The organism is Ruegeria sp. G10 (genome assembly GCF_056533645.1).
This window is the reverse complement of the sequence record NZ_JBQFOQ010000006.1, coordinates 199,400-217,151: the sequence shown is the minus strand read 5'-3', so window position 1 is coordinate 217,151 and position 17,752 is coordinate 199,400. Positions and strand designations below refer to the sequence as shown.

General features: G+C 60.8%; 22 protein-coding genes and 1 other RNA gene. 12 read left to right on the top strand and 11 right to left on the bottom strand.

All coding sequences use genetic code 11. The features are described 5' to 3' along the window. The 4 genes from ACR0KM_RS12640 to ACR0KM_RS12625 form a co-directional block, all read right to left on the bottom strand. Positions 1-996 carry a DUF2927 domain-containing protein gene (locus ACR0KM_RS12640; protein ID WP_480860035.1) on the bottom strand — a complete coding sequence of 332 codons (996 nt, stop codon included), beginning with the start codon at positions 994-996 and terminating at the stop codon, positions 1-3. Further along, on the bottom strand, positions 971-2,161 hold the full coding sequence (locus tag ACR0KM_RS12635) for a toxic anion resistance protein (protein ID WP_480860033.1): 1,191 nt from the start codon (positions 2,159-2,161) through the stop codon (positions 971-973). Before ACR0KM_RS12635 ends, ACR0KM_RS12640 begins: the two co-directional genes overlap by 26 nt. Positions 2,162-2,191: 30 nt before the next feature. After that, on the bottom strand, positions 2,192-3,106 hold the full coding sequence (locus tag ACR0KM_RS12630) for a 5-bromo-4-chloroindolyl phosphate hydrolysis family protein (protein WP_480860032.1): 915 nt from the start codon (positions 3,104-3,106) through the stop codon (positions 2,192-2,194). Positions 3,107-3,281: 175 nt separating this feature from the next. Beyond that, positions 3,282-4,160, bottom strand: a complete 879-nt coding sequence (locus ACR0KM_RS12625; protein ID WP_480860029.1) for a pseudouridine synthase — start codon at positions 4,158-4,160, stop codon at positions 3,282-3,284. Here ACR0KM_RS12625 and ACR0KM_RS12620 point away from each other — a divergent pair. Continuing rightward, the gene (locus ACR0KM_RS12620; RefSeq protein WP_480860027.1) at positions 4,159-4,611 is read left to right on the top strand and encodes a nucleoside deaminase; all 453 of its coding nucleotides are present in this window, start codon (positions 4,159-4,161) and stop codon (positions 4,609-4,611) included. The genes ACR0KM_RS12625 and ACR0KM_RS12620 overlap by 2 nt on opposite strands. On the opposite strand, the gene ACR0KM_RS12615 is transcribed toward ACR0KM_RS12620, so the two are convergent. After that, positions 4,608-5,774 (bottom strand): M24 family metallopeptidase, encoded by a 1,167-nt coding sequence (locus tag ACR0KM_RS12615; RefSeq protein WP_480860026.1) that lies wholly within the window; start codon positions 5,772-5,774, stop codon positions 4,608-4,610. The genes ACR0KM_RS12620 and ACR0KM_RS12615 overlap by 4 nt on opposite strands. Further along, on the bottom strand, positions 5,775-6,467 hold the full coding sequence (locus ACR0KM_RS12610) for a metal-dependent hydrolase (RefSeq protein ID WP_480860024.1): 693 nt from the start codon (positions 6,465-6,467) through the stop codon (positions 5,775-5,777). It abuts the gene before it with no gap. A 57-nt stretch (positions 6,468-6,524) separates the two neighbouring features. Here ACR0KM_RS12610 and ACR0KM_RS12605 point away from each other — a divergent pair, with 57 nt between their 5' ends. After that, positions 6,525-7,202, top strand: coding sequence for a ceramidase domain-containing protein (locus tag ACR0KM_RS12605; protein WP_480860022.1), 678 nt, complete (start codon positions 6,525-6,527; stop codon positions 7,200-7,202). On the opposite strand, the gene ACR0KM_RS12600 is transcribed toward ACR0KM_RS12605, so the two are convergent. Both ACR0KM_RS12600 and ACR0KM_RS12595 read right to left on the bottom strand, forming a co-directional pair. Beyond that, the gene (locus ACR0KM_RS12600) at positions 7,179-7,742 is read right to left on the bottom strand and encodes a DUF4202 domain-containing protein (protein ID WP_480860020.1); all 564 of its coding nucleotides are present in this window, start codon (positions 7,740-7,742) and stop codon (positions 7,179-7,181) included. The genes ACR0KM_RS12605 and ACR0KM_RS12600 overlap by 24 nt on opposite strands. Before the next feature lie 155 nt (positions 7,743-7,897). Then, positions 7,898-8,056 carry a hypothetical protein gene (locus ACR0KM_RS12595; RefSeq protein ID WP_480860018.1) on the bottom strand — a complete coding sequence of 53 codons (159 nt, stop codon included), beginning with the start codon at positions 8,054-8,056 and terminating at the stop codon, positions 7,898-7,900. A 210-nt stretch (positions 8,057-8,266) separates the two neighbouring features. Between ACR0KM_RS12595 and gatC the strand changes: the two genes are divergently transcribed. The 8 genes from gatC to ACR0KM_RS12555 all read left to right on the top strand — a co-directional run bounded on the left by gatC (position 8,267) and on the right by ACR0KM_RS12555 (position 13,762). Further along, positions 8,267-8,554 (top strand): Asp-tRNA(Asn)/Glu-tRNA(Gln) amidotransferase subunit GatC, encoded by a 288-nt coding sequence (gene gatC, locus ACR0KM_RS12590; RefSeq protein ID WP_039536649.1) that lies wholly within the window; start codon positions 8,267-8,269, stop codon positions 8,552-8,554. Positions 8,555-8,557: 3 nt separating this feature from the next. Further along, on the top strand, positions 8,558-10,045 hold the full coding sequence (gene gatA / locus ACR0KM_RS12585; protein WP_480860017.1) for an Asp-tRNA(Asn)/Glu-tRNA(Gln) amidotransferase subunit GatA: 1,488 nt from the start codon (positions 8,558-8,560) through the stop codon (positions 10,043-10,045). Positions 10,046-10,086: 41 nt separating this feature from the next. After that, entirely contained in the window at positions 10,087-10,779 is a 693-nt protein-coding gene (locus ACR0KM_RS12580; protein WP_480822871.1) for a hypothetical protein, read from the top strand. Then, positions 10,763-11,434 carry an N-acetylmuramoyl-L-alanine amidase gene (locus ACR0KM_RS12575; protein ID WP_480860015.1) on the top strand — a complete coding sequence of 224 codons (672 nt, stop codon included), beginning with the start codon at positions 10,763-10,765 and terminating at the stop codon, positions 11,432-11,434. The genes ACR0KM_RS12580 and ACR0KM_RS12575 overlap by 17 nt, the downstream gene beginning before the upstream one ends. 125 nt (positions 11,435-11,559) lie before the next feature. Beyond that, positions 11,560-11,953, top strand: an RNA gene (gene rnpB, locus ACR0KM_RS12570) — RNase P RNA component class A. A 114-nt stretch (positions 11,954-12,067) separates the two neighbouring features. Beyond that, positions 12,068-12,775 (top strand): DUF533 domain-containing protein, encoded by a 708-nt coding sequence (locus ACR0KM_RS12565; RefSeq protein WP_480860013.1) that lies wholly within the window; start codon positions 12,068-12,070, stop codon positions 12,773-12,775. Between the two features lie 128 nt (positions 12,776-12,903). Then, positions 12,904-13,071 (top strand): 50S ribosomal protein L33, encoded by a 168-nt coding sequence (gene rpmG, locus ACR0KM_RS12560; protein WP_010441901.1) that lies wholly within the window; start codon positions 12,904-12,906, stop codon positions 13,069-13,071. 184 nt (positions 13,072-13,255) lie between these two features. Further along, a complete protein-coding gene (locus ACR0KM_RS12555) occupies positions 13,256-13,762 on the top strand; it encodes a hypothetical protein (RefSeq protein WP_480822865.1) in 507 nt (168 codons plus the stop codon). Positions 13,763-13,910: 148 nt separating this feature from the next. On the opposite strand, the gene ACR0KM_RS12550 is transcribed toward ACR0KM_RS12555, so the two are convergent. Both ACR0KM_RS12550 and ACR0KM_RS12545 read right to left on the bottom strand, forming a co-directional pair. Beyond that, the gene (locus tag ACR0KM_RS12550; protein ID WP_480822863.1) at positions 13,911-14,690 is read right to left on the bottom strand and encodes a Bax inhibitor-1/YccA family protein; all 780 of its coding nucleotides are present in this window, start codon (positions 14,688-14,690) and stop codon (positions 13,911-13,913) included. 172 nt (positions 14,691-14,862) lie between these two features. Beyond that, positions 14,863-15,081: a DUF1127 domain-containing protein gene (locus ACR0KM_RS12545; RefSeq protein ID WP_480822861.1), complete on the bottom strand. Its 219-nt coding sequence runs from the start codon at positions 15,079-15,081 to the stop codon at positions 14,863-14,865. Between the two features lie 127 nt (positions 15,082-15,208). Here ACR0KM_RS12545 and ACR0KM_RS12540 point away from each other — a divergent pair, with 127 nt between their 5' ends. Further along, positions 15,209-16,087 carry a LysR family transcriptional regulator gene (locus ACR0KM_RS12540; protein WP_480822859.1) on the top strand — a complete coding sequence of 293 codons (879 nt, stop codon included), beginning with the start codon at positions 15,209-15,211 and terminating at the stop codon, positions 16,085-16,087. On the opposite strand, the gene ACR0KM_RS12535 is transcribed toward ACR0KM_RS12540, so the two are convergent. Beyond that, complete coding sequence (locus ACR0KM_RS12535; protein ID WP_480860010.1) at positions 16,080-17,039, bottom strand: NADPH:quinone oxidoreductase family protein; 960 nt, start codon at positions 17,037-17,039, stop codon at positions 16,080-16,082. The genes ACR0KM_RS12540 and ACR0KM_RS12535 overlap by 8 nt on opposite strands. Before the next feature lie 325 nt (positions 17,040-17,364). Here ACR0KM_RS12535 and ACR0KM_RS12530 point away from each other — a divergent pair, with 325 nt between their 5' ends. Next, entirely contained in the window at positions 17,365-17,736 is a 372-nt protein-coding gene (locus tag ACR0KM_RS12530; RefSeq protein ID WP_480822855.1) for a helix-turn-helix domain-containing protein, read from the top strand. The last annotated feature ends 16 nt before the right edge of the window (positions 17,737-17,752 follow it).

Below are 17,752 nucleotides of genomic sequence, written 5' to 3'. Positions count from 1 at the left end.
TCAGAGCGACTGCCCCATCAATTCGCGTGCAATGATACGGACCACCGGGCGGGCTTCCTCAGCGGTCATGCCCGCGCGCAGGCGCGGGTCGTAGAGGATGGTCAGCAGCTTTTCGTCATGGCTGGTGAGTAGGGCAAACTCGTCATCATCGTTGAAGATCGAGGGCCGCGCCCGAGGGCTGTCATTCGGCAGGCCCAGCCCCTGCGCAATCTCTTCATGAATGCAGCTGAGCCGCACCAGATCGGGATGCTCGGACCGGATCAGTGCGACCGCCCGCGTATAGGTCTGCGGCGACCCGGTCGAGGCCGAGGCAAAGACGAAGCAATAAAACGACCGGGGCAGCTTATCGAACAGATCAAGCTGTGCCTGTCCGATACCCGGGATTAGCTGCCGCAACCGCGCCTGCACATAATCCGTGTCATCCTCGCCCGCGACAAAGACGTGAAAGTTCGCGTTGCGGCTGACGGTCGAAACCGGATGACCCGTCAGCCGCGACAGGCGATTGGCATAGGACCCGATCTGGGCCGCATCCAACTGCCGGACCTCGGGCGCGACCGAGGGGCCGAATTCGGGCTTGATCCGCACCGCGCCGGACCAACGGCTCAGCTGTCGGCTGGTCCCACCGCCGCTGGTCGAAACCACCTGCGTCGGGTATTCGTTGTAAAAGGCGATCGTCTCGAAATTGCGGGCCAGATCGTCGGCGTCATAGGGCGTATCCGGGCCGCCCCCATCGGTGCGCAGCAGCCCGCGTGTCAGAAGGTTGTTCTGTACGCTTTGGTAATACCGCGCCAGATCGAGACTTGCGGCAGAGGGTGGCACATACGCGTTGCTCGGCCCCTGAGGCTGCGCCGGTCGGGGTTCGGGTGTGATTGAGGTCGTCAGAGCCTCGTCACAGCTCGCCAGCGCCAGCAGCGTAAAGCCCAGCACCGCAGTCTTGATCCATGAAAGCCGCCGCACGCGTACCGTCCCTTTAGCCGGGAACCGCCGTTCCGGCATTGTCGCCGATCCCGTCCTGTCGCGCCTTGGCGGCCGCCAGCGTGTCGCGCAGTTCGGTTTCCATCTTCTGCAATTCTTCCTCGGCCGCGGCGCGTTTGGCCTTGCCTTCGTCTGCAATCGCCAGGCTTTCGTTGATCGTGCCGATCAGGTCCGCGTTTGCCTGTTTGACGGCCTCGATGTCAAAGACCCCACGTTCCATCTCTTGGCGGATTGCTTTGTTCGACTCGCGCAGATTGGCCGCGTTCGAGGTCAGCAACTCATTGGTCAGATCATTTGCATCGCGCACAGCCGCCGCTGCTTCGGCGCTGCGCTGAATGGTGACGGCCTGCGCCAGCTGCGTTTCCCACAGCGGTACGGTGTTCACGAGTGTCGAGTTGATCTTGGTCACCAGCGACTTGTCATTTTCCTGCACTAGGCGGATCGAGGGCAGAGACTGCATCGTCACCTGACGGGTCAGTTTCAGGTCATGCACCCGGCGCTCCAGATCATCGCGGGCAGCGCGCAGGTCACGCAGCTCTTGCGCTTTCATCACCTGTTGGTCCTCTGGCGCGGCCTGCACTTCGGCCTCTTTTTCCGGGATGTCGTGGCTGTCCAACTCGGTCAGCTTTTCCTCACCCGCCGCGATATAGAGCGCCAGTTCATCGTAGAATTCCAGCGTCTTTTCATAAAGCAGGTCGAGCGATTTGATGTCTTTCAGCAGCGTATGCTCGTGCCCCAGCAGATCATCGGTGATGCGGTCGATCTGGCTTTGGACTTCTTCATACTGCGCCGTGAACTTGGCAAAAGGCGCGGCGCGACCCAGCAGTTTCTCCCACCAGCTCCGCTCGCGCCGGACGTCCAGTTCGCTGACCGAGAAGCCGCGGATCGTGGTCACGATATTGCGGAGGCTGTCGCCCGCAGGCCCCACATCCTTGTTGCGCACATCGGCCAGCATCGCCTGACTGATTTCCTGCAACTCGGCCTGCGCCGAAGACCCGAAGGACACGATCGAGTTGGTGTTGTCCATGTCGATCTCGTTCATCCGCTTGCGGATTTCCGCGCCGACGGGTTCATCGGCCTCCTCAAGCGGAACGATTTCGGCTTTCGGCTCGGGCAGGGCTACGGCGGTGACTTCCTGTACCAGCGTTTCGGCCTCGACGGCTTTGTTCTTGATCTCATCGGACATGGGGATAATCCTCGCTCAAATAGTGGCCGGTCAGTCCAACCGGACGCCTTCGCGCTGCAACCGGTCGCGCAGCACATCAATTTCAACCGTCAGATCACTGCGGTCATCCAATAGCATTTTCCGCGTCCGCGCCGCGAAATTCTGTTCCAGATCGTCCAGTAGCGCGGTGTAATCTTCCAACGCCTGCGCATCGCGGGTGCGGACATAGACGTCCGCGAACTTCACCGTCGCATCGCGTGCGCCCTGCAGATAAACCGTCAGATACTTCCGGGCCCCGGCCAGATCGCGGGGGTCTTCCTCGACCGTGCGGAACAGATCTCGGGCGGTGTCCTGAAAGCGCTCAACCCGCGCTTCGATCCGACGATCACCTGCGCGTTTAATCGCGTCAGTCATCTGGGTCAGATGGGTCTCGGCATCCTCAACTGCTCGTGCGACGCGGTCCTGCTGGAAGGTGTCGATCCCTTCCATTCCCTTGTCCTTCAGCGGGTCGATTCCGAACGAGACTGAGTGCAAAACCGTTGCCGCGACGCCAAACAGTACCGGGGCCAGCAGGCTGGCCTGCGCGGCGGTTTCGGCGTCCAGAAGCTCGGTCCGGTATGAGGCCAGCGCGGCGCCCAACCCGGTCAGAACGCTTGAAAATATCTTGCGCGGAAAGGCAGGTCTGCGCGCGGTGCGGCGCGCATTGTAGGCTGCTTCGGCCCGCAACCCTTCGCGCAGCAGGAAGGCGGCGGTGGTCAGAAGCCCGGCTGCGACCAAGCCGATGGTCATGCCGATTGCACCATCGTTCAGCGACAGAAACACCAGCGGGATCGCCGGGATGAACAGGATGTTCGCCCGCGCACCGGCAGGCTCGACCCGGGCGCCATCGAACTGGCCGCGCTGAGGCTGGTCCTGCGCAGGCCCGTCACCCTGAGGGCTGAATTTGCCGCCGTACCGCTTGGCCATGTCTCTACAGGCCCCCCAGCAATCCGGTGCAGACGCCGAACAGCAGCACCAACAAGGCCGCATAGGCCAATTTTTGCACTCCGGTCCCGGACATGGTGCCCCCCAACTGTGGCTATCACAGAAAAGTTAGGCGATGCGCGGGCTTGGCGCTAGGGGGAAGGTTAAATAACCCGCATCACTTGCGAGATTTCTTGCCGATCGCCGGTCTTTTGCGCTGTGGCCGGGCGGGGCGTTTGGAGGGTGATTTCTGGCCGTCCTCGGCCTCCAGACCCAGTTGATCCCGCATGACCCGGCGGCGGATTTCCTCGACCGCGCCGGATTTCAGGTCGCCCAGCTGGAACGGGCCGTAAGACACACGCAACAGGCGGTTCACCACATAGCCGATATCTTCGATGGCGCGCCGAATCTCGCGGTTCTTGCCTTCGCGCAGGCCGATGGTCAGCCAGGCATTTGCCCCCTGTTGACGATCCAGCGTCACGGTCATCGGCTGAAAGCGTTCTCCGTCGATCACCAGCCCCTTGCGCAGGGGCTCAAAATCTTCGTCCTTGGGCCGCCCGTTGACCCGCACGCGGTATTTGCGCAGCCATCCGGTCGAGGGTAGTTCCAGCTTGCGCTTGATCCCGCCATCATTGGTCAGCAGCAGTAACCCTTCCGAGTTCAGGTCAAGCCGCCCGACGCTCATCACCCGCGGCATATCCTCGGGCAGGTCATCAAAGATCGTCTTGCGGCCCTTTTCGTCGCGCGCGGTCGTCACCAGACCGGGCGGTTTGTGATACAGCCACAGGCGCGCGGGCTCCGGCTCGGACACCGGTTTGCCATCGACGGTAATCTTGTCCTTGGCGGTCACATTCAGCGCCGGGCGGCTGATGGGTTTGCCATTCACGGTCACACGACCGGCTTCGATCATGCGTTCCGCCTCGCGGCGCGAGGCGACACCGGCGCGGGCCAGCACTTTGGCGATCCGGTCGCCGGGAGGAGGGGTATTGGTCATCCCCCGGCCATAGCGCATCCCGGCGGCTTGCGAAAGACAGGTTTCTGAGGCAGTCAGAGGCATGGAGTTCCGATCCCACATGAAACTCGCGCTCGAGCAGGCGCAGGCGTCGGCAGACCGAGGCGAGGTGCCGGTCGGCGCGGTGATCATTGCGCCCGATGGGCAGGTTGTGGCCGCAGACGGAAACCGCACGCGCGAGATGAACGACCCCACGGCGCATGCCGAGATACTGGCCCTGCGTGCGGCCTGTGCGCAGGCCGGGTCAGAGCGGCTGCCGGATCACGATCTGTATGTCACGCTGGAACCCTGCGCCATGTGTGCGGCGGCGTTGGCGGCGGCACGTATCCGACGCGTGTATTATGGGGCATCCGATCCGAAATCCGGCGGCGTCGCCCATGGCGCGCGGGTATTCTCACACCCGCAGGCGCATCACCGGCCCGAAGTCTACGACGGGATCGCCGCTGAGGAGGCCGCCGCCTTGCTGAAACGCTTTTTCGCGGCGCAGCGCGGTTAGGGTTTGACGACCATCTCGCGTGGGATATCCGCCAAAGGCTGGCCACCGTCCGGCGTCACCACAAAGCTCTCTGTGATTGCCAACCCCCAGTCCGGGGTCCACAAGCCGGGCATCAGGTGAAAGGTCATGTTTTCCTGCAGCTCTGTCTTGTCGCCGGGCCGCAGGCTCATGGTGCGTTCGCCCCAGTCGGGTGGATAGCTTAGGCCGATGGGATAGCCGGTGCGGTTGGCTTTGACGTACCCGGCGCGGGCAAAACTGTCATAGATGCAGGCCGCGACCTCTTCGCAGGTGGTGCCCGGGCGCGCGGCGGTCAACGCGTCATCGATGGCGGTCAGAACGGCGGCCTCGGCCCTGCGGATATCATCCGGGGGGTCGCCCAGAAACAGGCTGCGGCTAGCAGGGCAGTGATAGCGGTGATAGCAGCCCGAGATTTCGAAATAGGTCGCCTCGCCGCGCGTCAGAGGGCGGTCATTCCAGGTGATATGCGAGGCCGAGGCCTCTGGGCCCGAGGGTGCAATCGGTACGATCGCGGGGTAGTCCCCGGCGAGGCCGGGTAAGCCTGCGATCCCTGCCGCCTGAACATCGGCGACAAGCCGGTTCTTCGGCAGCCCCTCGCGAAACGCGTCGCGCAGAACGCCGTGCATATGAGCGGTCAACTGACCCGCTTTGCGCATCATCCCGATCTCGGCCTCACTTTTGACCGCGCGCTGCCAGTTCACAAGGCCGGTGGCATCGGTCAGCGCGCCGAAAGCGTGTTCGAGAATGCGATGACTGGTGGCCGAGTAATAATAGTTGTCCATCTCGACCCCCAGCCCCGAGGTCCAGCCGCGTTCGCGTAAGGCAATCACAAGCGCATCAACGGGGTGGTGATCGGGGTGTTGGACGTGTTCTTCCGGCCAGTCCAGCAGGTCCGACGCTTCCAGCCATGTGGTCTGCGCCGCGCCCGCCTTGTCCTGCGTTCGTCCCCACCAGAGCGGCGCGCCTTTGGCGGGCAGGATCACCATCTGCGGCACGTAGAAGCTCCACCCGTCATAGCCCGTCAGCCACGCCATGTTCGACGGATCTGTGATCAGAAGGGTCTCGATCCCGCGCTGGGCCATGGCTGCGCGGGTCTTGGCCAGACGGTCCGCATATTCCTGCGAGCTGAAATCCGAGGCGGGCATCTAGAGCGTGATCGCCTGCATCACCTCAGGTTCGATCACGTCAACGCCCGGCAAGCCGTCTTTCAGCGCGGCCGCCGATTGTTCGAGGATCGGGAAGGTTTTGTAGTGGCAGGGGATGACGGTCTTGAAGTTGAAATAGCGCTTCGCCGCATAGGCCGTGCCTTTCATGTCCATGGTGAAATGACCCCCCGCCGACAGGATGCCGATGTCGGGTTTGTAGTAATCCCCCATCCACTCCATATCCGCCATGATGTCTGTGTCGCCCGAGACATAAACCATGCGACCCTCGGCAGCGATCATATAGCCCACTTCGGTGCCGCCCGCGCGCAAGCCATCCGGCGTGGAAAAGGTCGAACTGTGTGAGGCCGGAACCATCGAGACCTTCACCCCGTTCAGATCAACCGTGCCGCCCTTGTTGAAACCGACGGTCTCGATCCCCTCGGCTTCGGCCCAGTATCCCATCAGGTCATATTGCCCGACGACGGGCACGTTCAGATGTTTGGCCAGCGGCAGTACGTCAGCGACATGGTCGAAATGGGTGTGGGTCAGCAGGATATGCGTCGCGCCCGACACCGCCGCATCGTGCTGATCCTCAGGCAGCACCGGGTTGCCGGTCAGCCATGGATCGATCAGCAGAACCTGCCCTGCGGTTTCAATGCGAAAGCTGCCGTGTCCCAGCCAGATGATATTCATGAAGACCCCTCCCATTTTAGGCTTGGAGCCAGCCTAGCATCGGCTATGTAAAAATCCATGGATTGGACGCAGGAAATCGATGGCTATTGCGAGCGCCTGTCGCCCGCCTATTGGGCCGAGCCGGTAAACGCCGTAACCAACGCCGCGTTTCTGGTCGCGGCGTTCATCATGTGGCGGCGCGTGCGCGGGCAGGGGATGCCGCTGGCGATGGCTCTGGTAACGGTGTTGGCGCTGATCGGTATTGGCAGTTACCTGTTCCACACCCATGCGCAGGTCTGGGCCGCGCTGGCTGATGTCGCGCCGATCCTGCTGTTCATCCTTATCTACATCTTCGCCATCAACCGCGATGTCTGGCACATGCGGCCCATATATGCGTTTGGGTTGACCAGCCTCTTTATTCCCTACGCGGCCTTGACCATTCCGGTGTTCCAGTTGCTGCCGGGCCTCGGAGGGTCATCGGCTTACGCACCTGTACCGCTGTTGATTCTCATTTACGCTTTCTTGCTGCGCCGGAAAGAGCCTGACACCGCACGCGGTCTGGCGATCGGCGCGGTCATCCTGATCGCCTCGATCACCTTCCGCGCGCTGGATGAACCGATCTGCATGCGCGTGCCGATGGGCACGCACTTCATGTGGCACATCCTGAACGCCACGATGCTGGGCTGGATGATCGAGGTCTACCGCAGAGCGGTCGTGCAGCAGCGCTTTGCGTCAGTCGCGGAACGCGGCGGCTAGGGCGTCTGGCAGATCAAACTCATCCAGAACCCGCGCGCGCGCGACAGCCGACATCTTTACCGCGGTTTTTTCGACGATCCGCTGGATTTTCTCGGTCGAATGCTTCGCGGCAAACGGCTCAAAGTACCACTTCAGAAACACAAAGCAGATCACATCCTCAAGAGCCTGCACCTCGGCGTCGCGCTTGATTCCCTGTTTGCGCAGCATTTTTTCGGCGGATTCGATCTGATCTGAACCGTATTCGGCCTGTTCCATGAAACCGCGCACGACATCCGCGTGATAGACGCCCTGCGCCTTGCGCCAGGCCAGATAACCGGCGCGGCCCTCGGGATATTCCGTCCGCTTCAGTTTCCAGCGTTCGACATGCTGGCCCCGCGCGGCGATCTGCAACGCGTCCGAGGCACCGGGGAACAGCCGGTCAAGCTCGGCGCTCATGCGCTGGCCATACAGCAGCGCTTCGGGCTGGCCGTCTTCAAGGTTGGGGTCCTGCGCGTTGGCCGCATCGATTGCGTCCAGAACGACTTGCTTGCGAGTGCTCATATTTGGCTCCGTTGGCTTACCTGAACTGCGTCGGGCGGTTCGGCTGATTTTCGGAACCATGCTAACGGCTTGTTACTGCCTGTGCAGCAGTCAATTGCATACGCGCCGGATCAGGTGAGGGGGGTGGGAGGACTGATCCGGCGCGTCAGGCAAAGTTACTTGCCCGCTTCGGACAGGCCCTTGGTCGCAGGCTCGGGCACCGGTTCGGGGAAAGTGAGGGTCCGGGTCAGAGGGGTCATGTCAAAGCTCAGCGCCATGGCCGGGGCGGCCAGCGCGGTTGCAGACAAAACAAGGGCGGTCACGAAGGTTTTCATTGGATTTCTCCGGTTTGCGTGCTGTGCCATTATGAAATGAACAGTTCAGTTTAATTTTTCAAGGGCAAAATGAACTAATCGGTTTACTTTTTTGCACATCGGTTATTCGGTGATGACGACGGCGAATTGAAACACCCATGCGCGCACCGGTCTTGCGGGTGCTGCGGCAGACGGGTAAACGCCCTGTCTAAGCGTATATGAGGTTTTCCGATGTCGATTGACCAAAGCACCGCCGCCAAGGTGGCCAAACTGGCCCGGATCAAGGTCGAGGATGACGCGCTGCCCGCGCTGGCGTCCGAGTTCAACACCATCCTTGGGTTTATCGAGCAACTGAACGAGGTCGATGTGGACGGCGTCGAGCCGATGGTCTCGGTCGAGCCCATGCGCCTGAAACGGCGCGAGGATGTGGTCACCGATGGAAACCAGCAGGACAAGGTTCTGGCCAACGCCCCCGACGCGCGCGAGGGCTTTTTCGCAGTCCCCAAAGTGGTGGAGTAAGACATGAGCGATCTGAACAAACTGGGCCTGGCCGAGGCCCGCGACGCGCTGCGCAAGGGTGATGTGACCTCGGTCGAGCTGACCGAATCCTGTCTCAAGGCAATTGACGACGCCGATGCGCTCAACGCATTTGTCCACAAAACACCCGCGCTTGCGCTGGAACGCGCCAAGGCCGCGGATGAGCGGATCAAGGCGGGCGACGCACCGTCGATGTGCGGTCTTCCCATCGGCATCAAGGACCTGTTCTGCACCAAGGGCGTGCCGTCGCAGGCGGCCTCGAAAATTCTGGACGGGTTCAAGCCGGAATACGAATCCACGGTTTCTCAGCAACTGGCCGATGCCGGTGCGGTGATGCTGGGCAAGCTAAACATGGACGAATTCGCTATGGGCTCGTCCAACGAAACCTCGACCTATGGCAATGCGGTCAGCCCGTGGCGGCGCGGCAATGACGATGCGCAGCTGACGCCCGGCGGCTCGTCGGGTGGGTCTGCTTCGGCTGTGGCCGCTGATCTGTGTCTGGCGGCGACCGGCACCGATACCGGCGGTTCGATCCGCCAGCCCGCCGCCTTTGTGGGTATCACCGGGATCAAACCCACCTATGGCCGCTGCTCGCGCTGGGGCATCATCGCGTTTGCCTCCTCGCTCGATCAGGCTGGCCCGATGACCAAGAACGTCCGCGATGCGGCGATCATGCTGGAAACCATGTGTGGTCACGATGCCAAGGATTCGACCAGCGCTGAACTGGCCGTCCCGAATTTCGAGGCGATGCTGACCGGTGACATCAAGGGCAAAAAGATCGGTATCCCCAAAGAATACCGCATGGACGGCATGCCCGCCGAGATCGAAAAGCTATGGTCTGATGGTGCAGCGATGCTGAAAGACGCAGGCGCCGAGATCGTCGATATCTCGCTGCCGCACACCAAATACGCGCTGCCTGCTTACTATGTGATTGCGCCCGCCGAGGCGTCCTCGAACCTCGCCCGCTATGACGGTGTTCGCTATGGCCGACGCGCGCATCTGGCGCAGGGTGACGGCATCACTGAGATGTACGAAAAGACCCGCGCGGAAGGCTTCGGTCACGAGGTTCAGCGTCGGGTGATGGTCGGCACCTATGTTCTGTCCGCAGGCTTCTACGACGCCTACTACAACCGCGCCCGCAAGGTCCGTACCCTGATCAAGAAAGACTTCGAAGATGTCTTCGCTGCTGGCATCGATGCGATTCTCACACCTGCGACGCCATCCGCCTCGTTCGGTTTGGGCGAGATGACCGAGGCCGATCCCGTTCAAATGTACTTGAACGACGTCTTCACGGTCACCGTGAACCTCGCTGGCCTGCCGGGTATCTCGGTTCCCGCAGGTCTCGATAAACAAGGACTGCCGCTGGGCTTGCAGCTCATCGGCCGCCCATGGGACGAGGGTGATTTGCTCAACACCGCCTATGCGCTGGAAAGCGCGGCGGGGTTTGTGGCCAAGCCCGCCAAATGGTGGTAAGCCTCGGGCCCGAGACAGCGATAGACAACCGGAGCAGCCTCATGCGCAATTTGCTTCTGATCCCGGCCCTCGGGCTGGTCGTGGCCTGCGACACCGTCGCGCCCGTTTCGGGCACCGGGTTCAATACGCCGGAATATCAGGCCCAGCGCGAGGCTGAACTGGCAGGACAGGGCTTGGCCGGCAACCCGCTTCTGCCGCCCGAGGCGATCTCGGAACAACCGCTCACGGCGGAGGGGACGGCGACGGGCGATGCGTCGGATATTGCCAACCAGACGGCGATCGCATTGGCGAACACGTCCGGGCAGGCAGCGCCCGTGGCACCGCTGACGGCGACCAACAGCACCGCCATCTCTGACGAGCAGGATTTCGAGGCCGTCTCGAACCGCCGCAGCATCGATGACGACGCGGCCCGGATCGAACAAAACCGCCAAACCTATGAGGTCATCGCTCCCACCGCCGTGCCCCAGCGCGGCTCGGACGGGCAGCCCAACATCGTGCAATACGCGCTGAGCACCTCAAACCCCGTCGGCACCCAGCTTTACAGCCGCGCCGGGTTTAACCTGCAGGCCAAAGCCGAACGCAATTGCGCGCAATTCGCCTCTCCCGATCAGGCCCAGATCGAGTTCCTGTCAAATGGCGGCCCGCAACGCGACCGCAAAGGGCTGGACCCGGACGGCGACGGTTACGCCTGCGGCTGGGATCCCAGCGCGTTCCGCAGTGCCGTCAACAACTGACCTCGCGCCGATCTGGCACCCATCGCCCAATTTCGGCCCCCGCCGAGATGGGCTGAAACCCTCGCTGATCGTGCTCCACTATACCGCGATGGAGAACGCCCGTTCGGCCCTAGACCGCCTCTGCGACCCCGGCCCCGAAGTCTCGGCCCATTACCTCATCGGCGGCAACGGCACGCTCTGGCAACTCGTGCGCGAAGAAAGCCGCGCCTGGCACGCCGGGGCAGGGGAGTGGCACGGGCAAACCGACATCAACTCCCGCTCGATCGGCATCGAACTCGACAATCGCGGCGACCACCCGTTCTCTGACCCACAAATGCGGGTGCTCGAACAGCTCCTGCGGCAGATCATGCAACGCTGGGCCATCCCCGCCGAAGGCGTGATCGGCCATTCCGACATGGCCCCCGGTCGCAAATTCGACCCCGGCCCCCGGTTCGACTGGCAGCGACTGGAACGCCAGCACCTCGCCGCCCCACGCGGCGCCAAAGCCCCAACAGACACAAGCCTCCGCATGCTCGCTGAAACCCGGGGCTACACGGCCCCGACGGATGAGGCCACACTCCTCACCACCACTCGCCTGCGCTATCGCCCCTGGGCCACCGGACCGATACACCCCGATGACCTCAAAGTACTGGGCCCAACCCACACCCCAACCTGATCCAAACTTCATCTGGCTAAAAATATCCCGGGGATGAATTGGCCGCAGGCCAAGAAGGGGCTGGCCCCTTCAATCCGCTCTCCACCCTTGACGCCGCTTGATCCACCGCATACCCCACCCCTCGCGCGGAGGGCCGGATGGCCGCTGGGGTCGCAAGACCCGAGAGGAAAGTCCGGACTCCACAAGGCAACGGTGCCGGGTAACGCCCGGGCGGGGAAACCCGACGGAAAGCGCCACAGAAATCAGACCGCCACATACGTGTGGCAAGGGTGAAACGGTGGGGTAAGAGCCCACCGCGCCGCTGGTAACAGCGGCGGCACGGCAAGCCCCACCAGGAGCAATGCCGAATAGGGTCCCCGCGCGGGCCGGTCGGTGCAAGCCGATACCGCCGCTAGGCTCGCCTTGGCCGAGAGGGACCGGGTTGGCAGCTCGAGCCGCGCAGCAATGCACGGCCTAGAGGAATGGTCATCGAAGGGGGCAACCCCGGAACAGGATCCGGCTTACAGGCCCTCCGCGCGATACGACACCCGTACCAATGACCACGCAGGGGTGCCCATACACACCCCCTGTGTTCTCGACCCGCGCAAAATGCTAGGTTGCGTGCATGGGATTTGAGACCGCGGGAGAAAGACAATGAGTTTTATGAAGGCATTGGCATCCGTTGCAGTTGGGTTCGCGGCGGCAAAAGGGCTAGAGAAATACAAAGATATGGGCGGTATGGCGGGCTTGCAGAACATGATGCAAGCCTCGGGTGCGGGCTTTGGAATGGAGCAACTGGGCAAGATGGCCGAACAATTCGGCATGCCCGGTGGCGCGGCTGGCCTTCAAGACATGATCGGCAAGATGGGGCTTGGTGGCGGGGAAGCAGGGGCGGCGGGCCTTGGAGGGCTCTTGAACGCCATGCAAGGGGCTGCAAAAACCAGTGGTCAGCAGACTGCAGACATGATGGAAACCGTGTTTAGTGGCACGCCCGCTGGCGCCGCAATGGAGGCACAGGCCAAATTGATGCTGCGCGCCATGATCCAAGCCGCCAAATCCGACGGCGAACTGGATGAGCACGAAAAGCAGACCATTTTGGGCGAGTTGGGCGACGATATCAGCGACGAAGAACGTGCTTTCGTGCTGGAACAGATTGAAGCCCCGGTGGACGTCATGGCGCTGGCTGCGGATGCCGGAGCACCATTGAAGGCGCAGGTCTATGCCACGTCACTGGCAGCGATTCGGCTGGATAACCGGCAAGAAGCGTCTTATCTGTTGCAACTGGCAACGGCACTTGGGCTCTCGGACGCCGAGCGGGATCAGATCCACACATATATGGGGGCTCCGACCCTGCCATCCTAAAGCGGGGATGCGAAACCCGCGTCCTCGGGGTGCTATTGGCCTTGACATGGGCGGTGCAGCGCGTAAAAGCGCACGCTCATAGGAATTCAACCGAAAGGCCCCTGCCTTTTCGGACGCAGGAGATAACCATGGCGAAGCCGACGACAATCAAGATCCGTCTGAACTCGACCGCGGGCACGGGCCACTTCTACGTGACCAAGAAGAACGCGCGCACCATGACCGAGAAAATGACCATTCGTAAATACGATCCGGTCGCTCGGAAGCATGTCGAGTACAAAGAAGGCAAGATCAAGTAATCTGCCCTCTGACACGAATTTTCGAAAAAGGACTCTGCGTTGCAGGGTCCTTTTTTGGTTCCGGGTGTGCGCAGGGGCGTTGCAGGGGCGCATCAGCCCTTTGGGTGTTCTGATCCGCAGCGGCTTGCTTTTTGGCGTGCGGTGCCACTAGGCTTTAGCAACCCTTTCCAAAATGTTGACCGCCATGAAAAAAATCCTGTTGCCCGCCCTTGCTGTCCTAAGCCTTTCGGCCTGCGAAGATCCGTTCAACCGCGAAGGTGTCGGGTTCACAGGCATCGATGGAGAGCCGCGCACCGTATCGGACGTCAAAGGCGCCGTTGCGTTCGTGCCACCCGCAACCAACATCCCGGCCGAGTTGGCCGTGCTTCCCACAGTCCAGGTTTCGTCCGACAAGGTTGAGCCGCAGAAGGTAGCAGGTGTTGCCATCGACAATGGTGGGCGTTCGGATGCCAACGCTGTGCAGCTTTCCGGAAGCGACACCAACCTTTTCCTCAGTACCGTAAGCGTGAACGGACAATTGTTCGGCGTCCTGCGTACTGAGAATAACAGCACGAAAGTTGATAACTCGATCGGCGCAGCCTTCGGTGAACAAACCGAACGCTTTACAGGCTGCCTGCCAGCGGGTGATGTTTTCCGCAAAGGCTCATCCGAGCGTAGCTCTGGTTTTGCGGTTCCTCTGAACTGCAGTTAATAGAACCACGATCTGACAAAAAGCTGAAAACCCGCCGGTTTGGCGGGTTTTTTTATGCGCTGCGATCAATCAGCAAGCCGCCTGCAATAAAAGAAAGGGCCGGTCTGTAAGACCGGCCCTGAACGTTTGGTCTGACCTTGATCAGCCTCTATTCCTGTTGTCCCATGAACATCAGCAGGAACTGGAACATGTTCAGGAACGAGATATACAGGCTCAGCGCGCCGTCGAACGCGGCTTTATCCAACCACTCCTGATCGCCATGCGCCGCATGAGCCACATAGGTGTTCTTGATGTCCTGAGTGTAGAAAGCCGTCAGTCCAGCGAAAATCAGGATACCGATGGCCGAGATTGCCATCATCATCACGCCCGACTGCAGGAACAGGTTCACGACCATTGCGACCAGCAAGCCGATCAAACCCATCATCATGAAGGTACCCATGCCGCTCAGGTTGCGCTTCGTGGTGTAGCCATAGAGGCTCAGCCCAGCGAAGGCAATCGCAGTCACCAAGAAGGTCTGCGTGATCGAATAGGGCGTAAACAGCATGAAGATCGAGCTCATCGACACGCCCATCACGGCCGCGAAGACAAAAAAGCCCAGTTGAACGGCCGCTGCAGAGCCGCGGCGCATCAGAGATCCCCAGCCAAACAGGATGAAGGCCAGCGGTGCGAACATGATCACCCATTTCAGCGGCGACAGGAACAGCGCGCCACCCAAGCTGGTCAGATAACGATCGGCACCAATCTGCGCGACAGCATTGCTGGGATCGCTGGTCATTGCCAGTCCCGCAATCGCCCAAGCGGCGAGCGCTGTAATAAGCATACCTACGGACATCGTGCCGTAGACTTTGTTCATATGGGCGCGCAGGCCCTCGTCAATCTCGGCAGCGCGCGCGCCGGCTGCTGTCCGGATCGTCTCATATTGTGCCATAGGGGTCTCCCTCTGCTGTTCTGTTCTCATCCTGCGATTGCAGGCGCGTTTCCCAGCAAATATCGGAGAGTGCGCGCTCTGTTTCAAGGGTTTTGCGCTTAAAACTCAGCAAAACTGTCAGCAAATTTGGCGGTAAGGCCTGAATTGCCAGCAAAAACGCAACATTCCTCAGTTAATACAGCTGCTTGTGCCAGTTGTCGGGCGCATCCCAGAGCGGGCGTTTGGCTTCTGCATCCGCCTCAGCGCGGGTGATGCCGATATCGTCCAAGGCGTGCTCATCCAACTGTGCCAGCGCACGGCGCTGCCGCGACAGGCTGAGCAATTTGTACAACCGCGCGCGCAGCGCCTTCGGTGCGGCGCGACGGGGTGCTGAAACAACTATATAGGTCATGATTGTTACCCTTTCATGCTTGGATGATGAAACATCGCATTTCAATCAATTTCCTTGATCTATATGGAGAACACTGACATATTTTGAAAATGAATGTTTATGAACTGTCTCATAAGGAATCGTGAAGATGCGAAATTTGGATATGACCACCTTGCGCTCTTTCGTGGCTGTCGCTGATCATGGTGGCGTGACACGAGCCGCGGGATTCCTGCATCTGACGCAATCTGCCGTCTCAATGCAGCTTAAGAGGTTGGAAGATCTGCTGGGTCTTGAACTGCTGGATCGGTCTGGCCGCACCATTGCCCTGACGGCTTCTGGTGAACAATTGCTGGCCTATGCGAGGCGCATGGTCGCCCTGAATGACGAGGTGATTGGACGTTTGACGGATCAGGCCTTTGAAGGCGAGGTCGCCCTTGGTGTGCCGCATGACGTCGTACATCCGTTCATTCCAAGGGTGCTGCAACGCTTCAACGCCAGTTTCCCCAGAGTCAGCGTCAACCTGGTCACATCCAACACGCGGGATTTGAAGGACGAGTTCGCGCGCGGGGCGTTCGATCTGATTCTGACCACAGAATCGGGCAGGGGTGAAGGCAGTGAAACTCTGCACCAGATGCCTCTGCGCTGGGTCGGGGCGCTGAATGGATCGGCGTGGCGGCAAAAGCCCTTGCGCCTTGGGTTCTGCCGGAATTGTATCTTCCGCCCGGTTGCCACCGCGGCGCTGGACCAGGCCGGTATCGATTGGGATATGAGCATCGACAGCGATTCGGATCGCACGGTTGAGGCCACGGTCAGCGCGGATCTTGCCGTCGGGGTTCTGTTGGAGGGCACCGAGCCCCACCATCAGGAATTGATCGACCATGGCGGTACGCTGCCGGATTTGCCGGTCCAGTTCATCAACCTCTACGGGGCCGAGCGCGTCCGCGAAGAATATGTGGCCGAACTTGCCAATCTGCTGCGCCAGAACTTCTCGCGCAACGGCGCGCAGCCACTTAAGGCAGTCAGTTGATCTGAATCACGACCTTGCCGGTGGATTGACGCGTCCGCAACAGCTCGAGCCCCTGTTCGACCTCGCGCAGGGGCAGGACGTGGCTGATATGCGGCTTGATCTTCCCGGTGGCATGCCAACGAAACAAGGTGTCGAAACTATTGCGGACGATTTCGGGGCGAAAGCGCAGATACCCTCCGATATAGACACCGATCACGCTGAGGTTCTTGACCAGAAGATGGTTGGCCGGAATCTGCGGAACATCGCCACCTGCGAACCCGATCGGCAGCAGCCGGCCTTCGGGATTTGTCGCGCGAAAAGCCGCTTTGAAAACGTCTCCGCCAATCGCGTCATAAACGACATCGGCGCCGCCAAGCTCCAACACGCGGGCACGCAGGTCCTCACTTGCGTCGATCAGATGATCTGCACCGGCTTGCTGGGCGATGCGCAACTTGTCTGCGCCGCGTGCCTGCGCGATGATCGTCGCGCCCATCAGCTTGCCAACCTCGACCGCGGTCAACCCAACCCCGCCGGCTGCCCCCGTCACCAACAGCGTCTCGCCCGATTTCAAATGCGCCCGATGCTCCAAGGCAATATGGCTTGTGCCATAGGCGATCTGGATCGCAGCGGCATCTTCGAAACTCATGGTGTCGGGCAGCGGAACGGCGCGCGCGGCATCAAACACTCCTGATTCGGCAAGCCCGCCCTGACCGGAATAGACAGCCACGCGATCTCCGGGCCGCAAATCCTGCACATTGTTTCCGATCTCGGTAACAATCCCAGCGATTTCCATGCCTAACGTAAACGGCGCATCGGGTGTGTCCTGATAGGTGCCTTTCAGCATCAACAGGTCCGCGAAGTTCAGTCCGCACGCGTGGATCGATACGCGGATCTGCCCGTCAGAGAGCGCAGGCAAGGCCACCTCGCGCAGTTCTGCGGGGCTTCCTTTGGTTGCGATTTGGTATGCCAGCATCGATAATCTCCGGGTTTCGGCGGTAATAGGCGGGGGGTGCGAACGCTTTGTCAATTCCAATCAGACAAGCCGTTGAGTTGCAGTCGCCACTGTTTCGCCTCTGGAAACACAGTGATCTCAAAGTCGCGACACAACCACAAACCACTATGTGCATTCGCCGATTCAACCCGCTTGAAAAAAAATTCCATTGCGGCAATATTACCTTATGGTGCTGTTCGGGGGGCACGATCCGAATTAGGGAGTTCTTAAGCAGCGAGCCGCTAGTCTAGCGGTCATGGCTGCTGTCGCGTTTCCCGGACAGGTGTTTGTGTAAAGGAGACTACCAATGACCCATCACGTCGATGTCCATGTGGGCAAACGCGTCCGGCATCGCCGCTGGCTGATTGGCATGACCCAACAGCAGTTGGCGCAGCAAGTTGGTATCAAGTTTCAGCAAATCCAGAAATACGAAACAGGTGCCAACCGGATCAGCGCGTCTCGCCTTTGGGACATCGCCGAGGCGTTGGATGTTCCGGTCAGTTTCTTTTTTGAAGGTCTGGAAGAGTCGCAGAAATCGGACGCCGACAAGAAATCGGTTCCCGCAGATCTGATGGGCGACAAAGAAGCGCTCGATCTTGTGCGCTCATACTACGCCATTCCGGAAAACCAGCGCCGTCGCTTGTTCGAATTGGCCCGCGTTCTCAGCGACGTGGCCTGAGACTATCGACTTGACT